The 19695-nt window shown below is 59.6% G+C and carries 17 protein-coding genes and 3 pseudogenes; 5 read left to right on the top strand and 15 right to left on the bottom strand.

Translation table 11 applies throughout. From position 1 onward, the window contains the following. Positions 1–113: 113 nt before the first annotated feature. The 4 genes from DU29_RS0121335 to DU29_RS0121320 all read right to left on the bottom strand — a co-directional run bounded on the left by DU29_RS0121335 (position 114) and on the right by DU29_RS0121320 (position 4629). Positions 114–1541 (bottom strand): aminotransferase-like domain-containing protein, encoded by a 1428-nt coding sequence (locus DU29_RS0121335; RefSeq protein ID WP_028623518.1) that lies wholly within the window; start codon positions 1539–1541, stop codon positions 114–116. Between the two features lie 283 nt (positions 1542–1824). Then, entirely contained in the window at positions 1825–2529 is a 705-nt protein-coding gene (locus DU29_RS0121330) for a hypothetical protein (RefSeq protein ID WP_028623517.1), read from the bottom strand. A gap of 108 nt (positions 2530–2637) precedes the next feature. Further along, the gene (locus tag DU29_RS0121325) at positions 2638–3651 is read right to left on the bottom strand and encodes a sensor domain-containing diguanylate cyclase (RefSeq protein WP_028623516.1); all 1014 of its coding nucleotides are present in this window, start codon (positions 3649–3651) and stop codon (positions 2638–2640) included. Between the two features lie 72 nt (positions 3652–3723). Beyond that, positions 3724–4629, bottom strand: coding sequence for a LysR family transcriptional regulator (locus tag DU29_RS0121320; protein ID WP_028623515.1), 906 nt, complete (start codon positions 4627–4629; stop codon positions 3724–3726). Between the two features lie 101 nt (positions 4630–4730). Here DU29_RS0121320 and DU29_RS0121315 point away from each other — a divergent pair, with 101 nt between their 5' ends. Next, positions 4731–5906: an aspartate aminotransferase family protein gene (locus DU29_RS0121315; protein WP_028623514.1), complete on the top strand. Its 1176-nt coding sequence runs from the start codon at positions 4731–4733 to the stop codon at positions 5904–5906. Positions 5907–5911: 5 nt separating this feature from the next. Here the strand turns inward: DU29_RS0121315 and DU29_RS0121310 are convergent, their stop codons facing one another. From DU29_RS0121310 to DU29_RS01000000130300, 3 genes and pseudogenes are all read right to left on the bottom strand, one after another. Next, complete coding sequence (locus DU29_RS0121310) at positions 5912–6166, bottom strand: Txe/YoeB family addiction module toxin (protein ID WP_028623513.1); 255 nt, start codon at positions 6164–6166, stop codon at positions 5912–5914. Beyond that, positions 6163–6417 (bottom strand): type II toxin-antitoxin system prevent-host-death family antitoxin, encoded by a 255-nt coding sequence (locus DU29_RS0121305; RefSeq protein ID WP_028623512.1) that lies wholly within the window; start codon positions 6415–6417, stop codon positions 6163–6165. Before DU29_RS0121305 ends, DU29_RS0121310 begins: the two co-directional genes overlap by 4 nt. Positions 6418–6581: 164 nt before the next feature. Further along, positions 6582–7493: pseudogene (locus tag DU29_RS01000000130300) on the bottom strand (alkaline phosphatase family protein); the annotation flags it as partial. A 40-nt stretch (positions 7494–7533) separates the two neighbouring features. Here DU29_RS01000000130300 and DU29_RS1000000133810 point away from each other — a divergent pair. Further along, positions 7534–7665: pseudogene (locus DU29_RS1000000133810) on the top strand (hypothetical protein); the annotation flags it as partial. Here DU29_RS1000000133810 and DU29_RS01000000130295 read toward each other — a convergent pair. The 4 genes and pseudogenes from DU29_RS01000000130295 to DU29_RS0121285 form a co-directional block, all read right to left on the bottom strand. Continuing rightward, a pseudogene (locus DU29_RS01000000130295) lies at positions 7663–8523 on the bottom strand (alkaline phosphatase family protein); the annotation flags it as partial. The pseudogenes DU29_RS1000000133810 and DU29_RS01000000130295 sit on opposite strands and share 3 nt — an antisense overlap. A gap of 112 nt (positions 8524–8635) precedes the next feature. Continuing rightward, positions 8636–9634, bottom strand: a complete 999-nt coding sequence (locus DU29_RS0121295; RefSeq protein ID WP_236645637.1) for an Abi family protein — start codon at positions 9632–9634, stop codon at positions 8636–8638. 188 nt (positions 9635–9822) lie between these two features. Beyond that, positions 9823–10080, bottom strand: coding sequence for a hypothetical protein (locus DU29_RS0121290; protein WP_028623510.1), 258 nt, complete (start codon positions 10078–10080; stop codon positions 9823–9825). Next, on the bottom strand, positions 10070–10861 hold the full coding sequence (locus tag DU29_RS0121285; RefSeq protein WP_028623509.1) for an MlaA family lipoprotein: 792 nt from the start codon (positions 10859–10861) through the stop codon (positions 10070–10072). The genes DU29_RS0121290 and DU29_RS0121285 overlap by 11 nt, the downstream gene beginning before the upstream one ends. Before the next feature lie 170 nt (positions 10862–11031). Between DU29_RS0121285 and DU29_RS0121275 the strand changes: the two genes are divergently transcribed. The 3 genes from DU29_RS0121275 to DU29_RS0121265 are packed head-to-tail and all read left to right on the top strand — an operon-like array spanning position 11032 to position 13479. Further along, positions 11032–11742: a response regulator gene (locus DU29_RS0121275; protein WP_028623508.1), complete on the top strand. Its 711-nt coding sequence runs from the start codon at positions 11032–11034 to the stop codon at positions 11740–11742. Further along, positions 11739–13082: a sensor histidine kinase gene (locus DU29_RS0121270; protein WP_028623507.1), complete on the top strand. Its 1344-nt coding sequence runs from the start codon at positions 11739–11741 to the stop codon at positions 13080–13082. The genes DU29_RS0121275 and DU29_RS0121270 overlap by 4 nt, the downstream gene beginning before the upstream one ends. 28 nt (positions 13083–13110) lie before the next feature. Then, positions 13111–13479, top strand: coding sequence for a PH domain-containing protein (locus DU29_RS0121265; RefSeq protein ID WP_028623506.1), 369 nt, complete (start codon positions 13111–13113; stop codon positions 13477–13479). 670 nt (positions 13480–14149) lie between these two features. Here DU29_RS0121265 and DU29_RS0121255 read toward each other — a convergent pair. The 4 genes from DU29_RS0121255 to DU29_RS0121240 are packed head-to-tail and all read right to left on the bottom strand — an operon-like array spanning position 14150 to position 19282. After that, on the bottom strand, positions 14150–14371 hold the full coding sequence (locus DU29_RS0121255) for a formate dehydrogenase subunit delta (protein ID WP_028623504.1): 222 nt from the start codon (positions 14369–14371) through the stop codon (positions 14150–14152). After that, positions 14368–17250: a formate dehydrogenase subunit alpha gene (gene fdhF / locus DU29_RS0121250; RefSeq protein WP_028623503.1), complete on the bottom strand. Its 2883-nt coding sequence runs from the start codon at positions 17248–17250 to the stop codon at positions 14368–14370. The genes DU29_RS0121255 and fdhF overlap by 4 nt, the downstream gene beginning before the upstream one ends. After that, positions 17247–18809, bottom strand: a complete 1563-nt coding sequence (locus DU29_RS0121245) for a formate dehydrogenase beta subunit (protein WP_177326975.1) — start codon at positions 18807–18809, stop codon at positions 17247–17249. Before DU29_RS0121245 ends, fdhF begins: the two co-directional genes overlap by 4 nt. Beyond that, entirely contained in the window at positions 18806–19282 is a 477-nt protein-coding gene (locus DU29_RS0121240; RefSeq protein WP_028623501.1) for a formate dehydrogenase subunit gamma, read from the bottom strand. Before DU29_RS0121240 ends, DU29_RS0121245 begins: the two co-directional genes overlap by 4 nt. Positions 19283–19695: the final 413 nt, after the last annotated feature.

The following is a 19695-nucleotide window of genomic DNA, read 5'->3' as shown; positions in this document are numbered from 1 at the left end:
TCACTCGAGCCCCGTGGGAGCAAAGCTTGCTCGCGAACAACGATCACGCGGTTCTTCTGAATGACCGCGTCATCGTTCATCGCGAGCAAGCTTGCTCCTACGGTTGGTGGTGATTAACGCTGGTGTTTCAGCAGTTGCCCCAACGTCGCCAGCGCTTCATCTACCTTCGGCGAATACGGTGCGCCGCAGCCGATACGTACGAAATGGTTGAAACGGTTGTCGTTGGAAAAGATATCCCCAGGCGAAATCTGGATACCGGCCTTTAACGCTTCATGAAACAGCACCATGGACGAATACTCACGAGGCAGTTCCACCCACAGCAGCGTGCCGCCACCGGGGCGGGTGACACGGGTGCCTTCGGGAAAATACCGCAGGATTGCCGCGCTCATTTGCTCGCGTTGCCGGGTAAGCGTTTTCCGCAAACGTCGTAAGTAACGTTCGTAAGACGGCGTACTCATGAACGCACTCACGGCCAATTGCGCCAACGTCTCGCAACTGCGGGACTGCGTATGCTTGAGCATTTCCACCCGGGCATGCCACCGGCCCGCGCTGACCCAGCCCAGCCGCAGGCCTGGCGCGAGGGTTTTGTTCAGAGACGCGCAATAAATCACGTTGTCGGTGCGGTCCCAGTGCTTGAGCGTGGAACACGGCTGGTCGGTATCGACCAATTCACCGTAAGTGTCATCTTCGATCAGCACCGTGTTGTACGCCGCGCACAGTTGCACCAGCCGCGCCTTATGGGCGTCGGGCATGATGCTGCCCAGCGGATTCTGCAGGTTGGGCATAACGATCAGTGCCTTGATCCGTTCCGGGCCATTCAACAATTGTTCGAGGGCGAACAGATTGATCCCGGCGTGGGCGCTCGTCGGCACTTCCTTCACCCGCAGGTTCAGGCTTTCGATGATTTGCAGCAACCCGTAGAACGTCGGCGATTCCACCGCCACGATGTCGCCGGGCCGGGTGACCGCGCGCAACGCCAGGTTCATCGCTTCCGTCGCACCGTGGGTGATCACAATTTGCTCGGCGCTCAGATGGGTTTTGGCGGTTAGCGCTCGTCGGGCGAGCACGGTGCGTAATGCGATGTGGCCAGCGGTTGTGCCCGTCGTGCCCAGCACTGCCGGCGCTCGGCGCAGGGCCTTGATCATGTGGTCCTGCAGGGTTTTCAACGGATAGAGTTCCGGCGCGCAGTAGGCGCTGGCGAAGTTGACCTTGATCGTCGCGCGCTGGCTCGCCCTGAGCACCAGCGACACTTGCTCGTGAATGCCCGCATAAATATCCCTGTCCAGCGGGGGAGGAGGGGCTGTCTTGGGTTTGGCCAAGGTGTCGGGTTGGCGAATGTAATTGCCGGACCGCGGTCGGGCCTCCAGCACACCACAGTCCTCGAGCTCGCGGCACACCTGCACCGCCGTCGACAGGCTGACCGCGTGTTTTTCCATCATCAGCCTGATGGACGGGAACCGTTCACCGGTTTTCAAGGTGCCACTGCGGATCGCGTCGAGGTAGTGGTTGGCTAACTGACGGTATAAAGGGGTTGCGTGCATGATGACCTCAGCAATCGCACCACTGAAGTCTTGGGCTGGAAAGTGAGTTGACGCTCCCCGCAGGCGGACCCGTGGTGCTCAAGGGTTGGGGAAAGTAATTCTGGTGCCGTTACGGGACAGCGTAGCGGCGAGGATCAGAATTGACTGCTGAAGGATATGGCACTTTGCAACCACCTTTTGGCGGGTGCTTTAGGTGGTGGTTTCTGGAAAGCCTGAGGGCGCATCAAGCACGCAATAAAAAGCCCCACGCTGCAGGGCAACGTGGGGCTTGGGTGTATCAGCGTTATTGCGCGGTGATGCTGTAGCCGTCGAACGCGGTCTGCTGCTGCAGCGCGGTGATGATGTTCTTGCGGTTGATCGCTTGCTCGGTCCCGGCGTTGTCGAGGAAGGTTTCGCCCTCCAGCTCTGCCTCATCGCCCTCGCCGACGAAGGTGAAGCCAAGGAACTCCAGCGCTTTACGGTCCACGTTCAATCGCGAGCGCGGCGTGCGCAGCGGCAACGTCACACTCTCGCCATCCTTGCTGATGGTGAACACTTCGGCGTCTTTCTTCGCGCGAGCCGCTTTGCTCTTGCCGCTGGTCGGGTTGCTGATCGCCTGGTGCGTCTGCTTCAACACCTTCAGCGCCAGCCCGTAAACGATTTCCTGAAACGCCGGGTCGTCCTTGAAGCTGGACAGAATGCGACTGATCGGGAACTTGCTGCTCAAGTCTTCCAGAGCGGCAATGTCCGCCGCTTCGGCGTCTTTGAGTTGTTTGAGCTCGCCCATTAATTCGTAAGCTTTATCGTCGTCGAAACGGTCGTGCGCCTGACGGATGGCAGTGCGCAGTTCGCGGATCTGCTCGCTCTCACGGGTGGACTGGAAAGCGTCCAGGACCATCTCGCTGATGGTCTTGGCCTGTGGCGCGTGCTGTGAAAGATTGATGGAGTTTTCGTATTCCGCTTTGGACGACAGGGTAACTACGGATTCGGCGGTATTGGAATCGGACATTGAAATTTCACTACTTCTTTTAACTTGAGTTGAGGCGAGAAAGCCTTGGGCCTTTTCAGGGCGCCTAATCTATTGGACCTTCGCGGCGTTGTCACGAATCAATGAACCTCACGCCGAAATCACATTCTTGCCCGCGACTTTCGATCGAAACAGCGCCTGATCGGCTCTGGCCAGCAGCCCGGTTTGCTGTTCTTCGTCAAAGCGCTGGACCACGCCGAAGCTCAGGGTCAGGCGAAAATCACCGACTGCGGGCAGGGCCGCCAGGCTATGGCGTATTTCTTCAGCGAGAAGTCTGGCGTCGGCCAACGGCGTGTCGGGCAGAATCAGGATGAACTCGTCACCGCCCCAGCGCGCCAGCAGATCGCCCTCGCGCACGCAGCGCCTGACGCTCTCGACCACTTGCACCAGGGCCGCATCGCCCAGGGCATGGCCGTAATGGTCGTTGATTGCCTTGAAGTCGTCGATGTCCATGGCGATCAGCGACAGTGGCTGGCGGAAACGCTGAGCACGGTCGCACTCCTGCGGCAGGGCTTTGCTCAAGAGGTAACGGTTGGCGATCGACGTCAGTGCATCGGTTTCCGCGAGTTTGCGGTTTTCTTCCAGTTGGATTTGTAACTGTTGATTAACCTGGGACAGCTCACGGGTACGTTCTTCGACGACGGCTTCAAGCGATCGATTGCGCAACTCCAGCGCCTCGAACAGGCGCTTTTTGTCGTTGATGCTGCGATGCGCGCCGACCATCCGCGCCACCGAACCGTCGGGGTTGCGGGCCAGCACGTAACCGCGGTCTTCGATCCAGATGTAACTGCCGTCCTGCATGCGGCAGCGGTATTCGGCTTGATAGCGGGGCACGCGCTCATTCAGATAATCATCGAACAGCGCCATCACCCGCGGGTAATCATCCGGGTGGATCACGCTTTCCCAGGTCAGCACCGTGTTGTTCAGGGAGTGAGGAGGGTAGCCAAGCATCTCGTACCAGCCGGGATTACGGTAAACGAACCCGGTGTTGGCGTTCCAGTCCCAAATCCCGTCGCTGACCAGCTCCAGAATGGTGTGTAGCATCCCTTCGTTCAGATCCGACAGATTGAGCTTCAGTGACTCAGTGTTCGAGGTCTGCACCATCACACTCTCCTTGTCGCTTTGATCACAGTGAGCTGCCAGTGGCGCAGATTAGTTCAAGGCGAGTCGGGCCCGCTAGTGGTCGCCCCATTTCTGCAGTGCAAAATCGACGAAACTGCGTAATTTCGGCAAACGGTAGCGATCCTGGGCGTACATCAAATGCATCGGCCGGCTCGGTGGCCGGTAATCTTCCATCAGGGCGACCAGTTTTCCGTCTTCGAGGTCTTGCTCCACCAAAGCATCGGGCAGCATCACGATGCCCATTCCGCTTCGCGCCGCTTGATGCAGGCCCGCCGAGCTGTTGATCAGCATCGGGCCGCTGACCGCCACGGTGACCTCACCTTCCGGCGCGTTCAGGCGCCATTCCTTCTCCATCGAATACCAGTCATCCCCGGCCGGGTAGGCGAAGGACAGGCAGTCGTGCAGTTGCAAATCGGCGGGTTGCTCGGGGATACCGCGGCGGGCCAGGTACGTCGGCGATGCGCACATGGTCAGGGTGTACGGCAGCAGTGGGCGGGCGATCAGGTTGGTCTGCTCGCTCACGCCCAGCCGAAACGCGACGTCGAAGCCGTGATCGAGCAGGTCGGGGCGGCGGTTGGTCAACACCACGTCCAGTTTGACCCGCGGATGCAGCAGCGTGAATTCACTCAGCGCCGGCGCCAGTTTCTCGGTGCCGAACGTCAGTGGCGCGGTAATGCGCAGTGTGCCGCTGGGTTCATCCAGAGCCTGCTCGGCAAGGCGCTCGGAATCGGCCACCAGGCCCAGCACTTCGAGGCAGCGTTGATAGTAAGCGGTGCCAAATTCCGTCAAGCGTTGACGCCGGGTCGTCCGGTTGAGCAGGCGCACGCCAAGGCGTTTCTCCAGTGCGCGCAGATGATTGCCCACCATGGTCGTGGACATTTCGCACGCTGCGGCGGCACCGGTCATGCTGCCGGCTTCCACCACTTTGACGTAAACGGTCATTGCCTGGAACAGATCCATTATCAAGCTCTGCTTTTAGATGATTGAAGTTTTGCAGCGTTTATCCAGCTGAGGTGGCTAACCATACTGCAAATCACTGACCTGTGATGGAGCTTGATGTCATGACCGCCGCCTGCCTGATGAGCACTTACCAACCGCTGGCCCTGAGTTTCTGCAAAGGGCTGGGCACGCGTCTGTGGGATCAGGCCGGGCGCGAATACCTCGATGCAGTGGCCGGGGTGGCGGTGACCAATGTCGGTCATTCGCACCCCAAAATCGTCGCTGCGATCAGCGAACAGGCCGGTCTGTTACTGCACACCTCCAACCTGTACAGCATCGACTGGCAGCAACGCCTGGCGCACAAGCTGACGCAATTGGCGGGCATGAACCGGGCGTTTTTCAACAACTCCGGCGCAGAGGCCAACGAGACCGCGTTAAAACTGGCGCGGCTGTACGGCTGGCGCAAAGGCATCGAGCAGCCACTGGTGGTGGTCATGGAAAACGCTTTTCATGGCCGCACCCTCGGCACGTTGTCCGCCAGTGAGGGGCCGGCGGTGCGCCTGGGCTTCAGCAAGCTGCCGGGGGATTTTGTCAAAGTGCCGTTCGGAGATTTGCCGGCGCTGGACCAAGTGCAGCAGGCGCACGGCTCGCGCATCGTAGCGATCATGATTGAACCGATTCAGGGCGAAAGCGGTGTGCACCTGGCGCCGCCCGGTTACCTCAAAGCCTTGCGTGAACGGTGCACCCGGCACGCCTGGCTGTTGATGCTCGACGAAATCCAGACCGGAATCGGCCGCACCGGCGAATGGTTTGCGTGCCAGCACGAAGGCATCGTCCCGGACGTCATGACCCTCGCTAAAGGTCTTGGCAATGGCATTCCCATCGGCGCCTGCCTGGCCCGGGGCAAAGCGGCCGAACTGTTCACCCCCGGCAGTCACGGCAGCACCTTTGGCGGCAATCCACTGGCGTGTCGCGTGGCTTGCACGGTGCTGGAAATTATCGAAGAACAGCAGCTGTTGGAAAACGCCAGGCTTCAGGGCGAACGGCTGCTGGGCAGGTTACGCAGCGAACTGGCGGACAATCCGAATGTGCTGGCCATTCGGGGACAGGGCCTGATGATCGGCATCGAGCTCAAACAGCCCATCCGCGACCTTACCCTGATCGCCGCACGGGATCACGGCCTGCTGATCAACGTAACGCGCGGTAAAACTATCCGCCTGCTGCCGCCGTTGACGATAGACCAGCGCGAGGTCGAGATGATTGTCAGAGGGGTTGGTCGGGCAGTCTGTGAGGGGTGATTAATTCAGTAATGGTATCTGCACAGCACCACCAGTATCTCTTCGTCCTGAACTGCATAAACCAATCGATGCTCGCCAGTAATTCGGCGTGACCAACAGCCGCTCAGGTTGTGTTTGAGCGGTTCAGGTTTTCCGATGCCCTCGAACGGCTGACGCTGGATGGCTTTAATCAGCAAATTGATTCGTTTGAGCCCTGCCTTATCGTTTTGTTGGAACCACAAATAGTCTTCCCAACCTTCAGTCGTGAACTGAATGTTCATTCTTCGATGAGTTGGCGAGTTTTAGTGTTCCCCGCACGCAGATTGGCCATCGATTTGATCAGGCGTTCAGCATTGGCGGGTGAGCGGAGCAAATAGGCGGTCTCTTCGAGCGCGTTATATTCCGCTAGGGACATCATCACGACCGGCTCGCCCTTCTGACGAGTTACCAATAACGGAGCACGGTCTTCGTTGACGCGATCCATGGTTTCGGCAAGGTGTGCACGTGCAGTGGTGTAGTTGATGGTTTGCATTGAATAGCCCTCGCTTGATGCAAGGAACGTACAGAAATGAGTACAGGATGACAAGGCGATACCTACGAGTGGTCGTTACGCAAACGGTGCATCTGCGTCTGGACTGAGTATCGTTGAAGATGCCCCGAGACGTTTCTGCGTTTGCTGTAGTCCCTATCCGCCGCTCAACCCATCGGCGAACTGCCGCAATCCTCTTCAGGCGCGACCATCCGCGTCTTCGGCGAGCCATCCGCATTCAACTGATAAATTTCCCGCGGCTGGCCCTTCTCGTTAAAGAACACCTGCCCGACACCGGCCGAATTCCACAATCGTTCACCCGCTTCAGCATGCTCGGGAACGTGCGGGACGATGCGCATACGTCGGCGTTTGGTCAGCCAGTTCAGTGGCGAGCGGGGCGAATACAGCCAGCGGTTCAGGCGGTCAAACCACTCCAGCAGGCTCGGTGGAAATTCGTTTTTGATGCCGCTGCTGGTTACCTGCCAAATTCTCGGGCCGGCCGTGCGATGTCGGATCAATACCTCGTAGACGAAGGAATAATGCACGTCGCCGGACAGTACCACGTAGTTCCCGGGCGTTCGCGAGTGTCGGAAAATGTTCAGGATCACCTGCGCTGCGCCGCGATGGGCCATCCAGTTTTCTGCGTCCACCAGTAACGGAAAACCGAACCAGCTGAACACCCGTTGCACGGTTTCAATCAGCTTGACGCCGAATACCGGCGCGGGCGAAACGATGATTGCCGACGGGTGATCGAGCAGCTCCTGCTGCAGTTCGCTGAGCGCTTCCCAGTCGAGCAAACCCGACGGTTGCTTCAACGTCATCTCACTGCGCCAGCGCCGGGTGCGGGTGTCGAGTACGACGACGGCCGGGCTAGTCGGCAGCACGTAATGCCAGCGCTGAAACTTCAGCAGATCATCGATCAGCTCGTCCTGCACCGGGCTATCCAGATACCGGTCGTCCCCGGTCGAAATCAGCCCGGCGGTCTTCTTCAGCAGCGTGCCGAACGCATCCGGATTGTTGCCCCAAGCCTGGCACAACATATAAGCAATCAGCGCGTTGCCGATGATGCGCTTTGAGAACCGCAAGCGTTATGCGCTGGAGCAGACGCGTATCGACGACTTCAAGGCCGGGCTGCCCGGCGTGGCTCGGGCCTTTGCGCACATCCCGTGTCTGATGATTTTCGATGACCACGATATTACGGACGACTGGAATCTTTCCGCGCAATGGGAGGAAACGGCCTACGGCCATCCGGCGTTCGGGGATCAGTTTCGGCGGCTTCGGTGCGATCAGTGTCCACGGTGTCGGCGACCAAACCAAAAAGTACATGGCCATGACTTCGGCAAACGTCACCAAGTGATTGTCGGCGCTGCTGCTGGTGAAAATCGGCTTACGCGCGCCGCCGAAAAATCGCTCACGCAACGTCTCATTACCCTGCAGCGCGGGTAATAAATCCGCACGGTGGTAATAACTGGCGGCATGTTCGTAGAGCTTGGCGCTGTCGCTCACCACGGCACCTTCAAGGTGCTCCTCGAACAGGCCAAGCCGCTCGATCAGGGCATGGATCGCGCGCAACGTCGGGCCGGCAACATCGTCGGCGTACACCTGATCGCCGCTCATCATTAGCAGCGCCGGGCGATCTTTCGCTTCATGCTCCGCCGCCAGCAAACGATCCACACACAGCAAACCATCGGCCGCAGGGAAGTGCGGTTTGCGGCAGGAACCGTGCAGCAGCTGATCAATTTTTGAGCGAACAACCAGGTTGGGCGACCGCGCTTCGCCGTACAACAGATGCGGCGCCCACTCGGCGATACCCGTCGCGGCGTCATCAATCAGCAGGTCGTATTCGATCAACGTATCGCAGGGCAGGGCGGTGTCCAGCGCCACGTCGATCAAATGAACAAACGCCTGCGCACCCACCGGAATGATCGTGCACTGCCCGGCATCCAGGCGCATATCGGCACGGTTTTGCAGACGCAACGTCAGCGACAACGCCCGCGACCCGACCAGCCACAACACCAGCCGCGTTGGCTCAAGACGCCGCAACAGCGGGCCGACCAGAACGGGAGGAAGAGGTTGCGAGGCGTCGGGGAGTGGCGAAGGCATGGACATCCAATTCAAAAAAATCAAGGTGCGAAGGCGCCAGATAATACCGCAGGTGGTGTCAACGAATTGTTGCCAATCTTGCCGGAACGTAGATGTCAGTCGTGGAAAGGGCGCAAGGTTAGATACTGAACATTTGTCTAGGGAACCCAGCCTCAGTCGGCAAGCCCAGCGCTGAGAAAGGACAGCCTGGCACTTCCGGTTTGGAGTCAATGACGTCCGCTACTTGGGATATCCATTGTGAATTGGCACCGATTCCTTTGACGAGATACCAAATCACTGCAATCAGCCCGTAGAGACGGGTGCGCGCATTTGCGTCCAGGGCAAGGCGTTGAAAGTAAGGATTCTCAGGCACGGTGGGCAGCGGGTTCGTCGAGACCTGATTCCAGATACGGCAGTGGTGGGCGCAGCGGTTGCGGAGTGTGTTTATTTCCTGCAGCCATTCTTTGAGAACCTTTGCGTTCTTCAGGCCAAGCCGTTGGCTGATTCTGTTCCTGTGCAAATCTTTGAGAATTTCGAAATACTTCGATGCGGTTCCGAAATCCCATGCCTCGACTACTACCCAGAAGGGCATCGCTTTACTGTGAAGTCGATGCCATTCAATGCTGTCGTCGCCGCTGCGTCCTATCTGCTCAGATTGGCGGTTGAGCCATTCATTCCAGATATTACGTTGCCGGCCCTGCTTGTTACTAAACATCCGGGTTTGCGACGGATTGATAAACCTGCTGCTTTGGTATGCCAATGGATCGTGGTAACCCACCTCGTGCGCGATGACTGAACGCACGTGCACCTCAATACGCTCTATGGCATCAAGCATCAACTGGCGCAGTTTTTTATCAAAAAGGTAGATTTCAAACGCCGCATCAAAGTAGGTCCCTGGCGTGAAGATATTCTGTCGTAGGGGTTTTTTGCTGACATTACAGATGACCACGTTGTCATCAGCATCGCGCAAAAACTCTCGGCATGGGTACCAAAAACCGCTCAGTCGATAGTAGCCAACTTGACTGAGTTTGCGCTCCGCACGCACTACATCAGTGATCCGCATTCCTCTTTTGATGAGAAGTGCAGAGAGTTCACGATAGGACCGAAACGGTTTTGGCGGGGCTAATTGCTGCAACATTCCATGTCCCAGAAAGAAGAAGGCCCAAACATAGTGCCGGACTAGCCAGCACCAGAGGTCTGGGCGCGATTGCGGTGATTTTCTGCGACGAATCCCCCAGAGTCAATGCGATGAAGCGGGTTGGAGCCGTATTTGGACTTAAAGTGTGTAACCGATTTTTGGCAATGAATTCCAACAATTCAATATCGTCACTTGGTCCCCGAGCTGACCACCCCCAACTCCCCATTCGCCACCAGCCACCGAAACACATCGCTTACCATCACCGTGTGACTGCGCTCGATCCAGCGCACCAGCGCCGGGCCGTAGTGTTCGGTGTAGCGGCTGAGTACCAGTTGGCGACAGTCCGGCGATAGACGCAGGGTGATTTCCCGGCAATGCAGGTTAGCCGGGTCCTGCCAGGCCACCCGTTGCTGCAGAATCAGACTTTGTTGCTGTTCAGAAGCCATCGGCCGATGCTCCTGTGCACTGTGGTTTTGTGTCATGCGGTGAGCCTTGTTTGCCGTCGGCTACGAACGCCGCGCGATGCTCGGCCACCACGTTGCGCAAGGCGCTGTAATAGTCCGGCAGTTTTTGCAGGCTGTCGGTCAGCGGCAAGGCTTCTGCGCGACCGTCAATGATGCCGCCGACGGTGTTGATCGTGGACAGCGTCTCGACGGTGTCGCTGTTGCTGCCCAGGGGGTCGACCACAAAACTCAGCACTCGTCCGGCCGCATCGCGGCTGTTGGATGTGCCGAATAACGGCAACTCGAGAATCGGTCCGTTACCGATGCCCCACACGCCGAACGTCTGGCCGAAGTCTGCCTCGTGGCGCGGTATGCCGGCCATGCCCGAGACGTCGATCAAGCCGAGCACGCCGACCGTGGTGTTAAGCGCGAAGCGTCCCAGCGTGTTGACCGAACGCATTGGGTTGCCTTGCAGCACGTCGTTGATGAACACCTTTGGCTCACCGAAGTTTTCCACGAAGTTATGCACACCCGTCTGGAAAAAGTTCGGCAAGTAGCGATAGCCGCGAGCGACCGGTGCCAGGGCGTAATCGTCAACGACCCGGTTAAAGGCGAAGACCCCACGATTGAGCGGTTCCACCGGGTCGTACACCGAATAGGCAATGTCGGCGCAATTGACCTGCGTATCCGACGGCGACTGGCTGCTGCAACCCGCCAGTCCTGCAACCATCACGACAATCGAAGTGTTTCGGGCCAGCCAGGGAGCACAGTTGAAAGGCAGCATGGACGCAAGTCTCGGGTGGGAGGAAGTGGCCGTGATGCTGGGCCTCGAGGCTTGCGCGAAGATGTCAGGTTTGTTGCGGCGCTGAAGTTTTATTGCAGTGTTGAAATATATGACGCGACGCCGTTAATGGTTTTAGATGACGCTTCCATTCGGCCCTCAAGTGACCTTCGGTGAACAGCCTTTTAATTGTCGACGACGACCTCGAAGTTCTCGATCTGCTGAAAAAGTTTTTCGTGCAGCACGGCTACAGTGTCGCCGTCGCCACCGACGGCGCGTCGCTGTGGGCGGCCATCGAGGGCCAGCCGCCGGACTTGATCATTCTTGACGTGATGTTGCCCGGCGACAGCGGACTGGTCCTGTGCCAGCAATTGCGTATTCGCCACGCGATACCCGTAATCATGCTCACCGCCATGGGCGAGCTCAGTGATCGGGTCGTCGGCCTTGAACTCGGCGCCGACGATTACCTGACCAAACCTTTCGACGCCCGCGAACTGCTGGCCCGCGTGCGCGCCGTGTTGCGCCGCGTCGACGATCGTCGGCCGCTGACGCAGGAACGACCCCGGCCGCTGATCGACTTCGCCGACTGGCACCTGGACGTCACCCGCCGCGAATTACGCTCGCCCGACAACGTGATGATCCCGCTCTCGGCCGGCGAATTCGATTTGCTGCTGGTCTTCGTCGAACACCCCCAGCGCATCCTCACCCGCGAGCAACTGCTGGACCTGGCGCGCGGGCATTGCCACGACGCGTTCGATCGCAGCATCGACGTCCAGGTCAGCCGCTTGCGGCGCAAACTCGAATCCGACACCAAGCGCCCGGCGATGATTCGCACCGTGCGCAATGGCGGTTATCTGTTCACGCCCAGCGTGACCCGGCGATGAATTGGCTGAGGTGGATTCGCCGCGATACGGTGGCGCGCTGGATCGCTTTGACGATCCTCTTGGCGATGCTGATTTCGCTGGTGCTCAATGGCTTGTTTATCCAGCTGGCCGGCGTGTGGGCACGTCCTTCGCTGACGGAAATCGGCTTGCTGGAAAAAGCTGCGGCCGTCACTCGCATCATCGAAGCCGCCCCGGCAGCGTTGCGTGGCCAGTTGGCCCACGCTGCCAGCGAGGAGGGCTTCATCGTCAGTTGGCACCGTGATCGACAGGGTCTGAATCTGCCGCCCGTGGAGGACCAGATTTCCGAAGACGGTTCAAGAATATTGCAGCCATTGCTCAATGCCGGGCAGCGACGCATCGAAACCTACGAGCCCAGCGACTGGACCGAGTCCTCGGCAGACGCGCGTTACGCGCTGCTGATAGAACTGACCGATGGCTCGTGGCTGATGTTCTCGCCGCCCACCCGCAGTTGGGGCCTGGACGAAGCGCCGCGCGTGCTGATCATCATCCTGCTGGCGCTGATTTCCACTGCGCTGGTCGCGCTTATTGCCACACGCCGTCTCGCCACGCCCCTGCAACACTTCACCGAAGGCGCTCGCCGTTTTGGTGTCGACTTTCGCGCCCCACCCATCGCGCCGCTCGGCCCGCAGGAAATCCGTCAGGCGATCGTCGCTTTCAACGCCATGCAGGCTCAACTGCAACACTTCATCCGCGACCGCACGCAAATGCTCGCCGCCATCTCCCACGACCTGCGCGCGCCCTTGACGCGAATGCGATTGCGCGGCGAATTCATCGAAGATGCCGCGCAACAGCAGCGGCTTTTCAGCGACGTGGATGAAATGCAGGCGATGATCAATTCGGCGCTGGATTTTTTCCGCGACGATGCGCGACTGGAACCGGCCACCCACTTTGACCTGGCGGAACTGCTGCAAACGTTGCTGGATGATTACCGCGATCAAGGTGCCGACATTGCCTTTGAAGGGCCGGCGCGGCTGGTGTATTTCGGGCGGCCGTCCGGGCTCAAGCGCGTGATGACCAATCTGCTGGATAACGCGATCAAGTACGCCACTGAACCGGCGGTCGAACTGTTTCCCACTGCTGGGGAAGTGCGGATCAAAGTACTGGATTGTGGGCCGGGGATTCCGGAAGCCAGCCTTGAACAGGTTTTCGCACCGTTCTTCCGCCTGGAAGGCTCGCGAAACAAAAGCACCGGCGGTGTCGGTTTGGGATTATCCGCGGCGCGTGCGATTGTGTTGGAACACGGCGGCGAGTTGAGCCTGCGTAATCGGTCTATCGTTGGCCTGGAAGCGCTGGTGGTACTGCCCGTGCATTCGGCTTAGCTGTTCATTTGAAAACAGGGAATTGCAGATGATTGATTTCAACAACAAAGGCTTTTTCAAGCTCAAGCAAAACGACGAATACGCTGAGCGCGTCACCGCACTGTTGCTGGACGACGAGCGAGTTATCGACTCCTATAAATCCATGCGCGACGGCGTGGTGTTTACCAACAAGCGCATCATCGCGGTCAACGTGCAGGGCCTGACAGGCAGCAAGAAAGACTTCACATCGTTGCCGTACAAAAACATTGTCGCGTACTCGGTGGAAACATCCGGCACGTTTGATCTGGATTCCGAACTCGAGATCTATTTCTCGTCGCTGGGCCGAGTGAAGTTCGAGTTCACTGGCAGAACCTCAATGGTCGAGATCTCAAAGTTGATCTCCCAGCATTTGCTCTGAGTCTTCATTTCAAACACAACACAACCCCTGCAGGAGCGAGCCTGCTCGCGATGAGGCCAGCACCTTCAACATCAATGTTGGCTGTCTTGACGCCATCGCGAGCAGGCTCGCTCCCACAGTGTATGGATGCGTACTCTAGTTGGGGTTCGACCATGCCTATTGTGGGAGCGAGCCTGCTCGCGATGGCGGCTTTACAGTCACCATTTCGGATGGCCGATATACCATTATCGCGAGCAGGCTCGCTCCTACAGTGTCTGGATGCGTACTCTAGCTCGGGTTCGACCATGCCTATTGTGGGAGCGAGCCTGCTCGCGATGGCGGCTTTACAGTCACCATTTTGGATGGCCGATATACCATTATCGCGAGCAGGCTCACTCCTACAGTGTCTGGATGCGTACTCTAGCTCGGGTTCGACCATGCCTATTGTGGGTGCGAGCCTGCTCGCGATGGCGGCTTTACAGTCACCATTTCGGATGGCCGATATACCGTTATCGCGAGCAGGCTCGCTCCTACAGTGTCTGGATGCGTACTCTAGCTCGGGTTCGACCATGCCTATTGTGGGAGCGAGCCTGCTCGCGATGGCGGCTTAACATTCACCATTTCGGGTGGCTGATACAGCGTTATCGCGAGCAGGCTCATTCCCACAGGTTTCAGGTCAGGCTTGAGAGCGTTAAGCTCCCCAACCCGCCCCGCTGACTGCCTCCTGCGCCAGCGGATGCAACTCCGCGCCCTGATGCTCGGTCTGCCAGGCGAGCAATTCCTTGCGCATGCTCGGCGCCCAGAACATCTGCAGGTGATTGCGCACGCCGAGTACCGCCTGTTCATGGTCCGTCTGGCTGGCGAAGTAATTGGCGATCTGGTTGGCCATTTTGATCAGGTTGGCAGTGCTCATCGGCGTACCTCCGCTTTCGCCCCACGGGCCTGCAGGCGATCCTTGAGCAAACGGTCCTGTTCATCACTGAATGCCTGATAGCGTTTTTGCCACTCGGAAGGGTGATAGACGCGGCTGACTTCCACGGCGGTGACCTTGTACTCCGGACAGTTGGTGGCCCAGTCGGAATTGTCCGTGGTGATGACGTTGGCCCCCGATTCAGGGAAGTGGAACGTGGTGTACACCACGCCCGGCGCGACCCGTTCGGTGATCCGCGCGCGAAGCACGGTCTGCCCGGCGCGGCTGCCGATGCCGACCCAGTCACCTTCATTGATGCCACGGCTTTCAGCGTCAGTCGGGTGAATTTCCAGACGATCTTCGGCGTGCCAGGCGACATTGTCGGTGCGCCGGGTTTGCGCGCCCACGTTGTACTGGCTGAGGATGCGCCCGGTGGTCAGCAGCAGCGGATAACGACCGTTGACCTTTTCCTCGGTGGGCACGTAGCCGGTGAGCATGAACCGTCCCTTGCCGCGCACGAATTGCTCGATGTGCATGGTCGGCGTGCCGTCCGGTGCGGCGGCGTTGCACGGCCATTGCAGGCTGCCGTGACGCTCCAGTTCGGCGTAGCTGACGTTGCTGAAAGTCGGCGTCAGGCTGGCGATTTCATCCATGATTTGCGACGGATGCTGGTAATTCATCGGGTAACCCAAGGCGTTGGCCAGCGCCACAGTGCCTTCCCAATCGGCCTTGCCGCCCAGCGGTTCCATGACTTTGCGCACCCGTGAAATGCGCCGCTCGGCGTTGGTGAACGTGCCGTCTTTTTCCAGAAACGAACTGCCCGGCAGAAACACGTGGGCGTACTTGGCGGTTTCGTTGAGGAAAATATCCTGCACCACCACGCATTCCATGGCCGACATCGCCGCGGTCACGTGCTGGGTATTCGGATCGCTCTGGACGATGTCCTCGCCCTGGCAATACAAGCCCTTGAAGCTGCCGCCCAGCGCTGCTTCGAACATGTTGGGAATGCGCAGCCCCGGTTCGGGTTGCAGGGTGACGTTCCACGCCTGTTCAAACTGCGTGCGCACCACCTCGTTGGAGATGTGCCGATAGCCGGGCAACTCGTGAGGGAAGGAACCCATGTCGCAGGAACCCTGCACGTTGTTCTGCCCGCGCAACGGATTCACGCCGACGCCTTCGCGGCCGATGTTGCCGGTGGCCATGGCGAGGTTGGCGATGCCCATGACCGCGGTGCTGCCCTGACTGTGCTCGGTGATGCCCAGTCCGTAGTAGATCGCCGCATTGCCAGCGCCGGCATACAAACGGGCGGCGGCGCGAATGTCGGCGGGGTCGACGCCGCAGATCGGCCCGAGCACTTCCGGCGAGTTGTCGGCGCGGCTGACCATTTCACTCCAGCGAGCGAAATCACTGCCCTCGCAACGCTCATCGATGAAGGCTTGATCGAGCAGCCCTTCAGTAACGATGACGTGCGCCAACGCGTTGAGCATGGCGACGTTAGTGCCCGGCCGCAGCGCCAGGTGCAGCTCGGCGCGGGCGTGCACCGAATCCACCAGATCAATGCGCCGTGGGTCGATAACGATCAGTCGTGCGCCTTCACGCAAGCGCCGTTTCAGTTGCGAAGCGAACACCGGATGGGCGTCGCTGGGGTTGGCGCCCATCACCAGGATCACGTCGGCCTTCATCACCGAATCGAAACTCTGCGTGCCGGCCGATTCGCCCAACGTTTGCTTCAAACCATAGCCGGTCGGCGAGTGGCAAACTCGCGCACAGGTGTCGACGTTGTTGTTGCCGAACGCAGCGCGCACCAATTTTTGCACCAGGTAAGTTTCTTCATTGGTGCAGCGGCTGGAAGTGATCCCACCAATCGAGTCGCGACCGTAGGTTTGTTGCAACCGACGAAATTCACTGGCGGCGTAAGTCACCGCTTCGTCCCAACTGACTTCCTGCCACGGGTCGCTGATGTGTTTGCGGATCATCGGTTTGGTGATGCGATCCGGGTGAGTGGCGTAACCCCAGGCAAAGCGCCCCTTGACGCAAGAGTGGCCGTGGTTGGCCTGACCGTTTTTGTCCGGAACCATGCGCACCAGCGTGTCGCCTTTCATCTCGGCGCGGAACGAACAACCGACGCCGCAATACGCACAGGTGGTGATCACGCTGTGTTCCGGCTGACCCAGTTCCACCACGCTTTTTTCGATCAGCGTCGCGGTCGGGCAGGCTTGCACGCAGGCGCCGCAAGACACGCATTCTGACTCAAGGAAATTATCGCCACCGGCCGCCGCGATCCGCGATTCGAAACCGCGCCCGGTAACGGTCAGGGCAAACGTGCCCTGGGTTTCTTCACAGGCGCGCACGCAGCGGTTGCAGACGATGCACTTGCTCGGGTCATAGTCAAAATACGGGTTGGATGTGTCTTTCACATCGGCCAGATGGTTGTCGCCTTCGTAGCCGTAACGCACCTCGCGCAAACCAACCTGGCCGGCGACGGCTTGCAGTTCGCAATTGCCGTTGGCCGAGCAAGTCAGGCAGTCCAGCGGGTGATCGGAGATGTACAACTCCATGACGTTGCGCCGCAGGGTCGCGAGCTTCGGCGTCTGGGTGCGCACGTTCATGCCTGCAACCACCGGCGTGGTGCAGGACGCCGGATAGCCGCGCATCCCGTCGATTTCCACCAGACACATGCGGCAGGAACCGAATGCTTCGAGGCTGTCGGTGGCGCACAGTTTCGGAATAGTGGTGCCCATCAGCGCGGCGGCGCGCATCACCGAAGTGCCTTCGGGCACGCTGATGCTGCGGCCGTCGATATTCAACGTGACCTGCACCTGGCTGTCGCGCGCCGGTGTGCCGAGATCGATGTCGGTTTTCGGGTCGAAGAGAGTGATCATTGGTCGGCCTCCGAGGGCTGCAGACCGAAGTCGGCGGGGAAGTACTTGAGGGCGCTCGCCACCGGGAAAGGCGCCATGCCGCCCAGGGCACACAGCGAACCGTATTGCATCGTGTCGCACAGGTCCTTGAGGACCAGCGCCTGCTCATCGCGAGCGCTTTGGTCTGGCGCGGACAACAAGCGATCAATCACCTCGACGCCACGGGTCGAACCGATGCGGCAGGGCGTGCATTTGCCACAGGATTCCTCGGCGCAAAACTGCATCGCAAAGCGCGCCATCTGCGCCATGTCCAAAGTGTCATCTGCGACCACCACACCACCGTGGCCGAGCATCGCACCGATGGCGGTGAACGCTTCGTAATCCAGCGGCGTGTCGAACTGCGACGGCGGCACCCACGTGCCGAGCGGGCCACCGACCTGCGCAGCTTTCAACGGACGGCCACTGGCGGTGCCGCCGCCGTAGTCTTCCACCAGTTCCCGCAACGTCAGGCCGAAGGCGCGCTCCACCAATCCGCCGTGCTTGATGTTGCCAGCGAGTTGAAACGGCATCGTGCCCAGCGAACGGCCCATGCCGTAATCGCGATAGAACTGCGCGCCTTTGGCGAGAATCAGCGGCACCGAGGCCAGCGTTATCACGTTGTGCACCAGCGTTGGCAGACCGAACAAACCTTGCAATGCAGGAATCGGCGGCTTGGCGCGAACGATCCCGCGCTTGCCTTCGAGCGAATCCAGCAGCGCGGTTTCCTCACCGCAGATGTAAGCGCCGGCACCGACGCGCACTTCCATGTCGAAGGCGTGGCCGCTGCCGCCGACGTTGGCGCCGAGGTAGCCGTGGGTTCGGGCGATGTTTAAAGCCTCGTTCAACGTGGCCACGGCTTGGGGATATTCCGAGCGCACGTAGATATAGCCATAGCTGGCGCCGACGGTTATTCCCGCGATGGCCATGCCTTCGATCAGCAGAAACGGGTCACCTTCCATCAACATGCGATCGGCGAAGGTGCCGGAGTCGCCTTCGTCGGCGTTGCACACGATGTACTTTTGCGCCGCCGGGGTAGCGCGCACCGTGCGCCATTTGATCCCCGCCGGGAACGCCGCACCGCCCCGGCCACGCAGGCCTGAATCGAAGACTTCAGTGGCGGTCTGTTCGCCGCCGATGTCGATGGCCCTTTTCAAACCCTCGAAACCTTTGTGTGCCAGGTAATCGTCCAGCGACAGAGGCCGGGTAACGCCGGCGCGGGCGAACAACAGGCGTTGTTGCGATTTGAGATACGGCAACTCTTCCACCAGACCCAGTGCCAAAGGATGCGCGGAAGGCTCGCTTTGCAACGCATCCAGCAGCGACGGCACATCGGCTGCCGTCAACGGCCCGAAACCGATTCGTCCTTGCGGGGTGTCGACTTCCAGCAACGGCTCCAGCCAGTACAAACCGCGAGAGCTGGTGCGCTGAAAGTCCAGCGGCAACTCGCGCTGCCCGGCCTGAGCGGCAAACGCCACGGCCACCTCATCGGCTCCCACGGCCCGCGCAAGCGAATCACCGGGCAGATAGAAACGCGGCATCATGCGTCCTCCCGACACGCGTCGAGCAACGCATCCAGGCGCTCGGCACTCAATCGCGCATGCACCTGACCGTCCAGCTCCAGCGCGGGCGAACACGCGCAAGCGCCGAGGCAATACACCGGACGCAAACTGATGCTGCCATCGGCGCTACTGCCGTGATCGTCCAGTTGCAAACGCTCGCGCAACTGCGCCGCCAACTGCTCGGCGCCGCGACTCTTGCACGACTCGGCGCGGCACAATCGCAGGATATGCCGGGCCGGCGGTGCAGTACGGAAGTCATGGTAAAAGCTGATCACCCCGCGAATCTCCGCCTGACTCTGATTCAGCGCGTGGGCAATTTCGGGGACGGCGGCATCGGGGATGTAACCGATGCCCGCCTGAATCTCGTGAAGAATGGGCAACAGCGCAACGGGGGAGCTTTTGTGACGCTCCAGCAGACTGCTGACCATCGGCAGGTGCAACATCTCATCAGGCATACAGCATTCCTCACGGTCACGGACAAACCAGGCGGTTGTCGTTCGTCCGAAAGTGTCGGCTGCGGCACTCACACCACGTCACGGTATCGTGGCAATCTCAGGCCGGTGGCCAGGGCACCCTGAACGGGCATCTTGTTGTGCCCGGCACGGTCTTCGCCGCACCTCAATAAGGGCATTAAGGCAGCTTGCCATGGTGGTTTTGAATGGACTGCACCAAAGCGACGTGTTTGGTTCTGCCTGCGACTACGTATTGAGTCTAGATGAGACTGGCGGTCGGGGTTTGCTCGATGGGCTGGGGCGCTGCTCGCGTCTGGATGACCGACGTATACCCGCCATCCCAAGTGAGCAACAGCATCCGATTAGTGCGCAATCGTAAGAGCCGAGCGCTCAATGAACGCGCAGTCAATAACCGC

It is taken from the genome of Pseudomonas sp. Ant30-3 (genome assembly GCF_000690905.1).
GTDB lineage: Bacteria > Pseudomonadota > Gammaproteobacteria > Pseudomonadales > Pseudomonadaceae > Aquipseudomonas.
The sequence above is the reverse complement of the archived record's forward strand: the minus strand, read 5'-3'. Positions and strand labels throughout refer to the sequence as shown.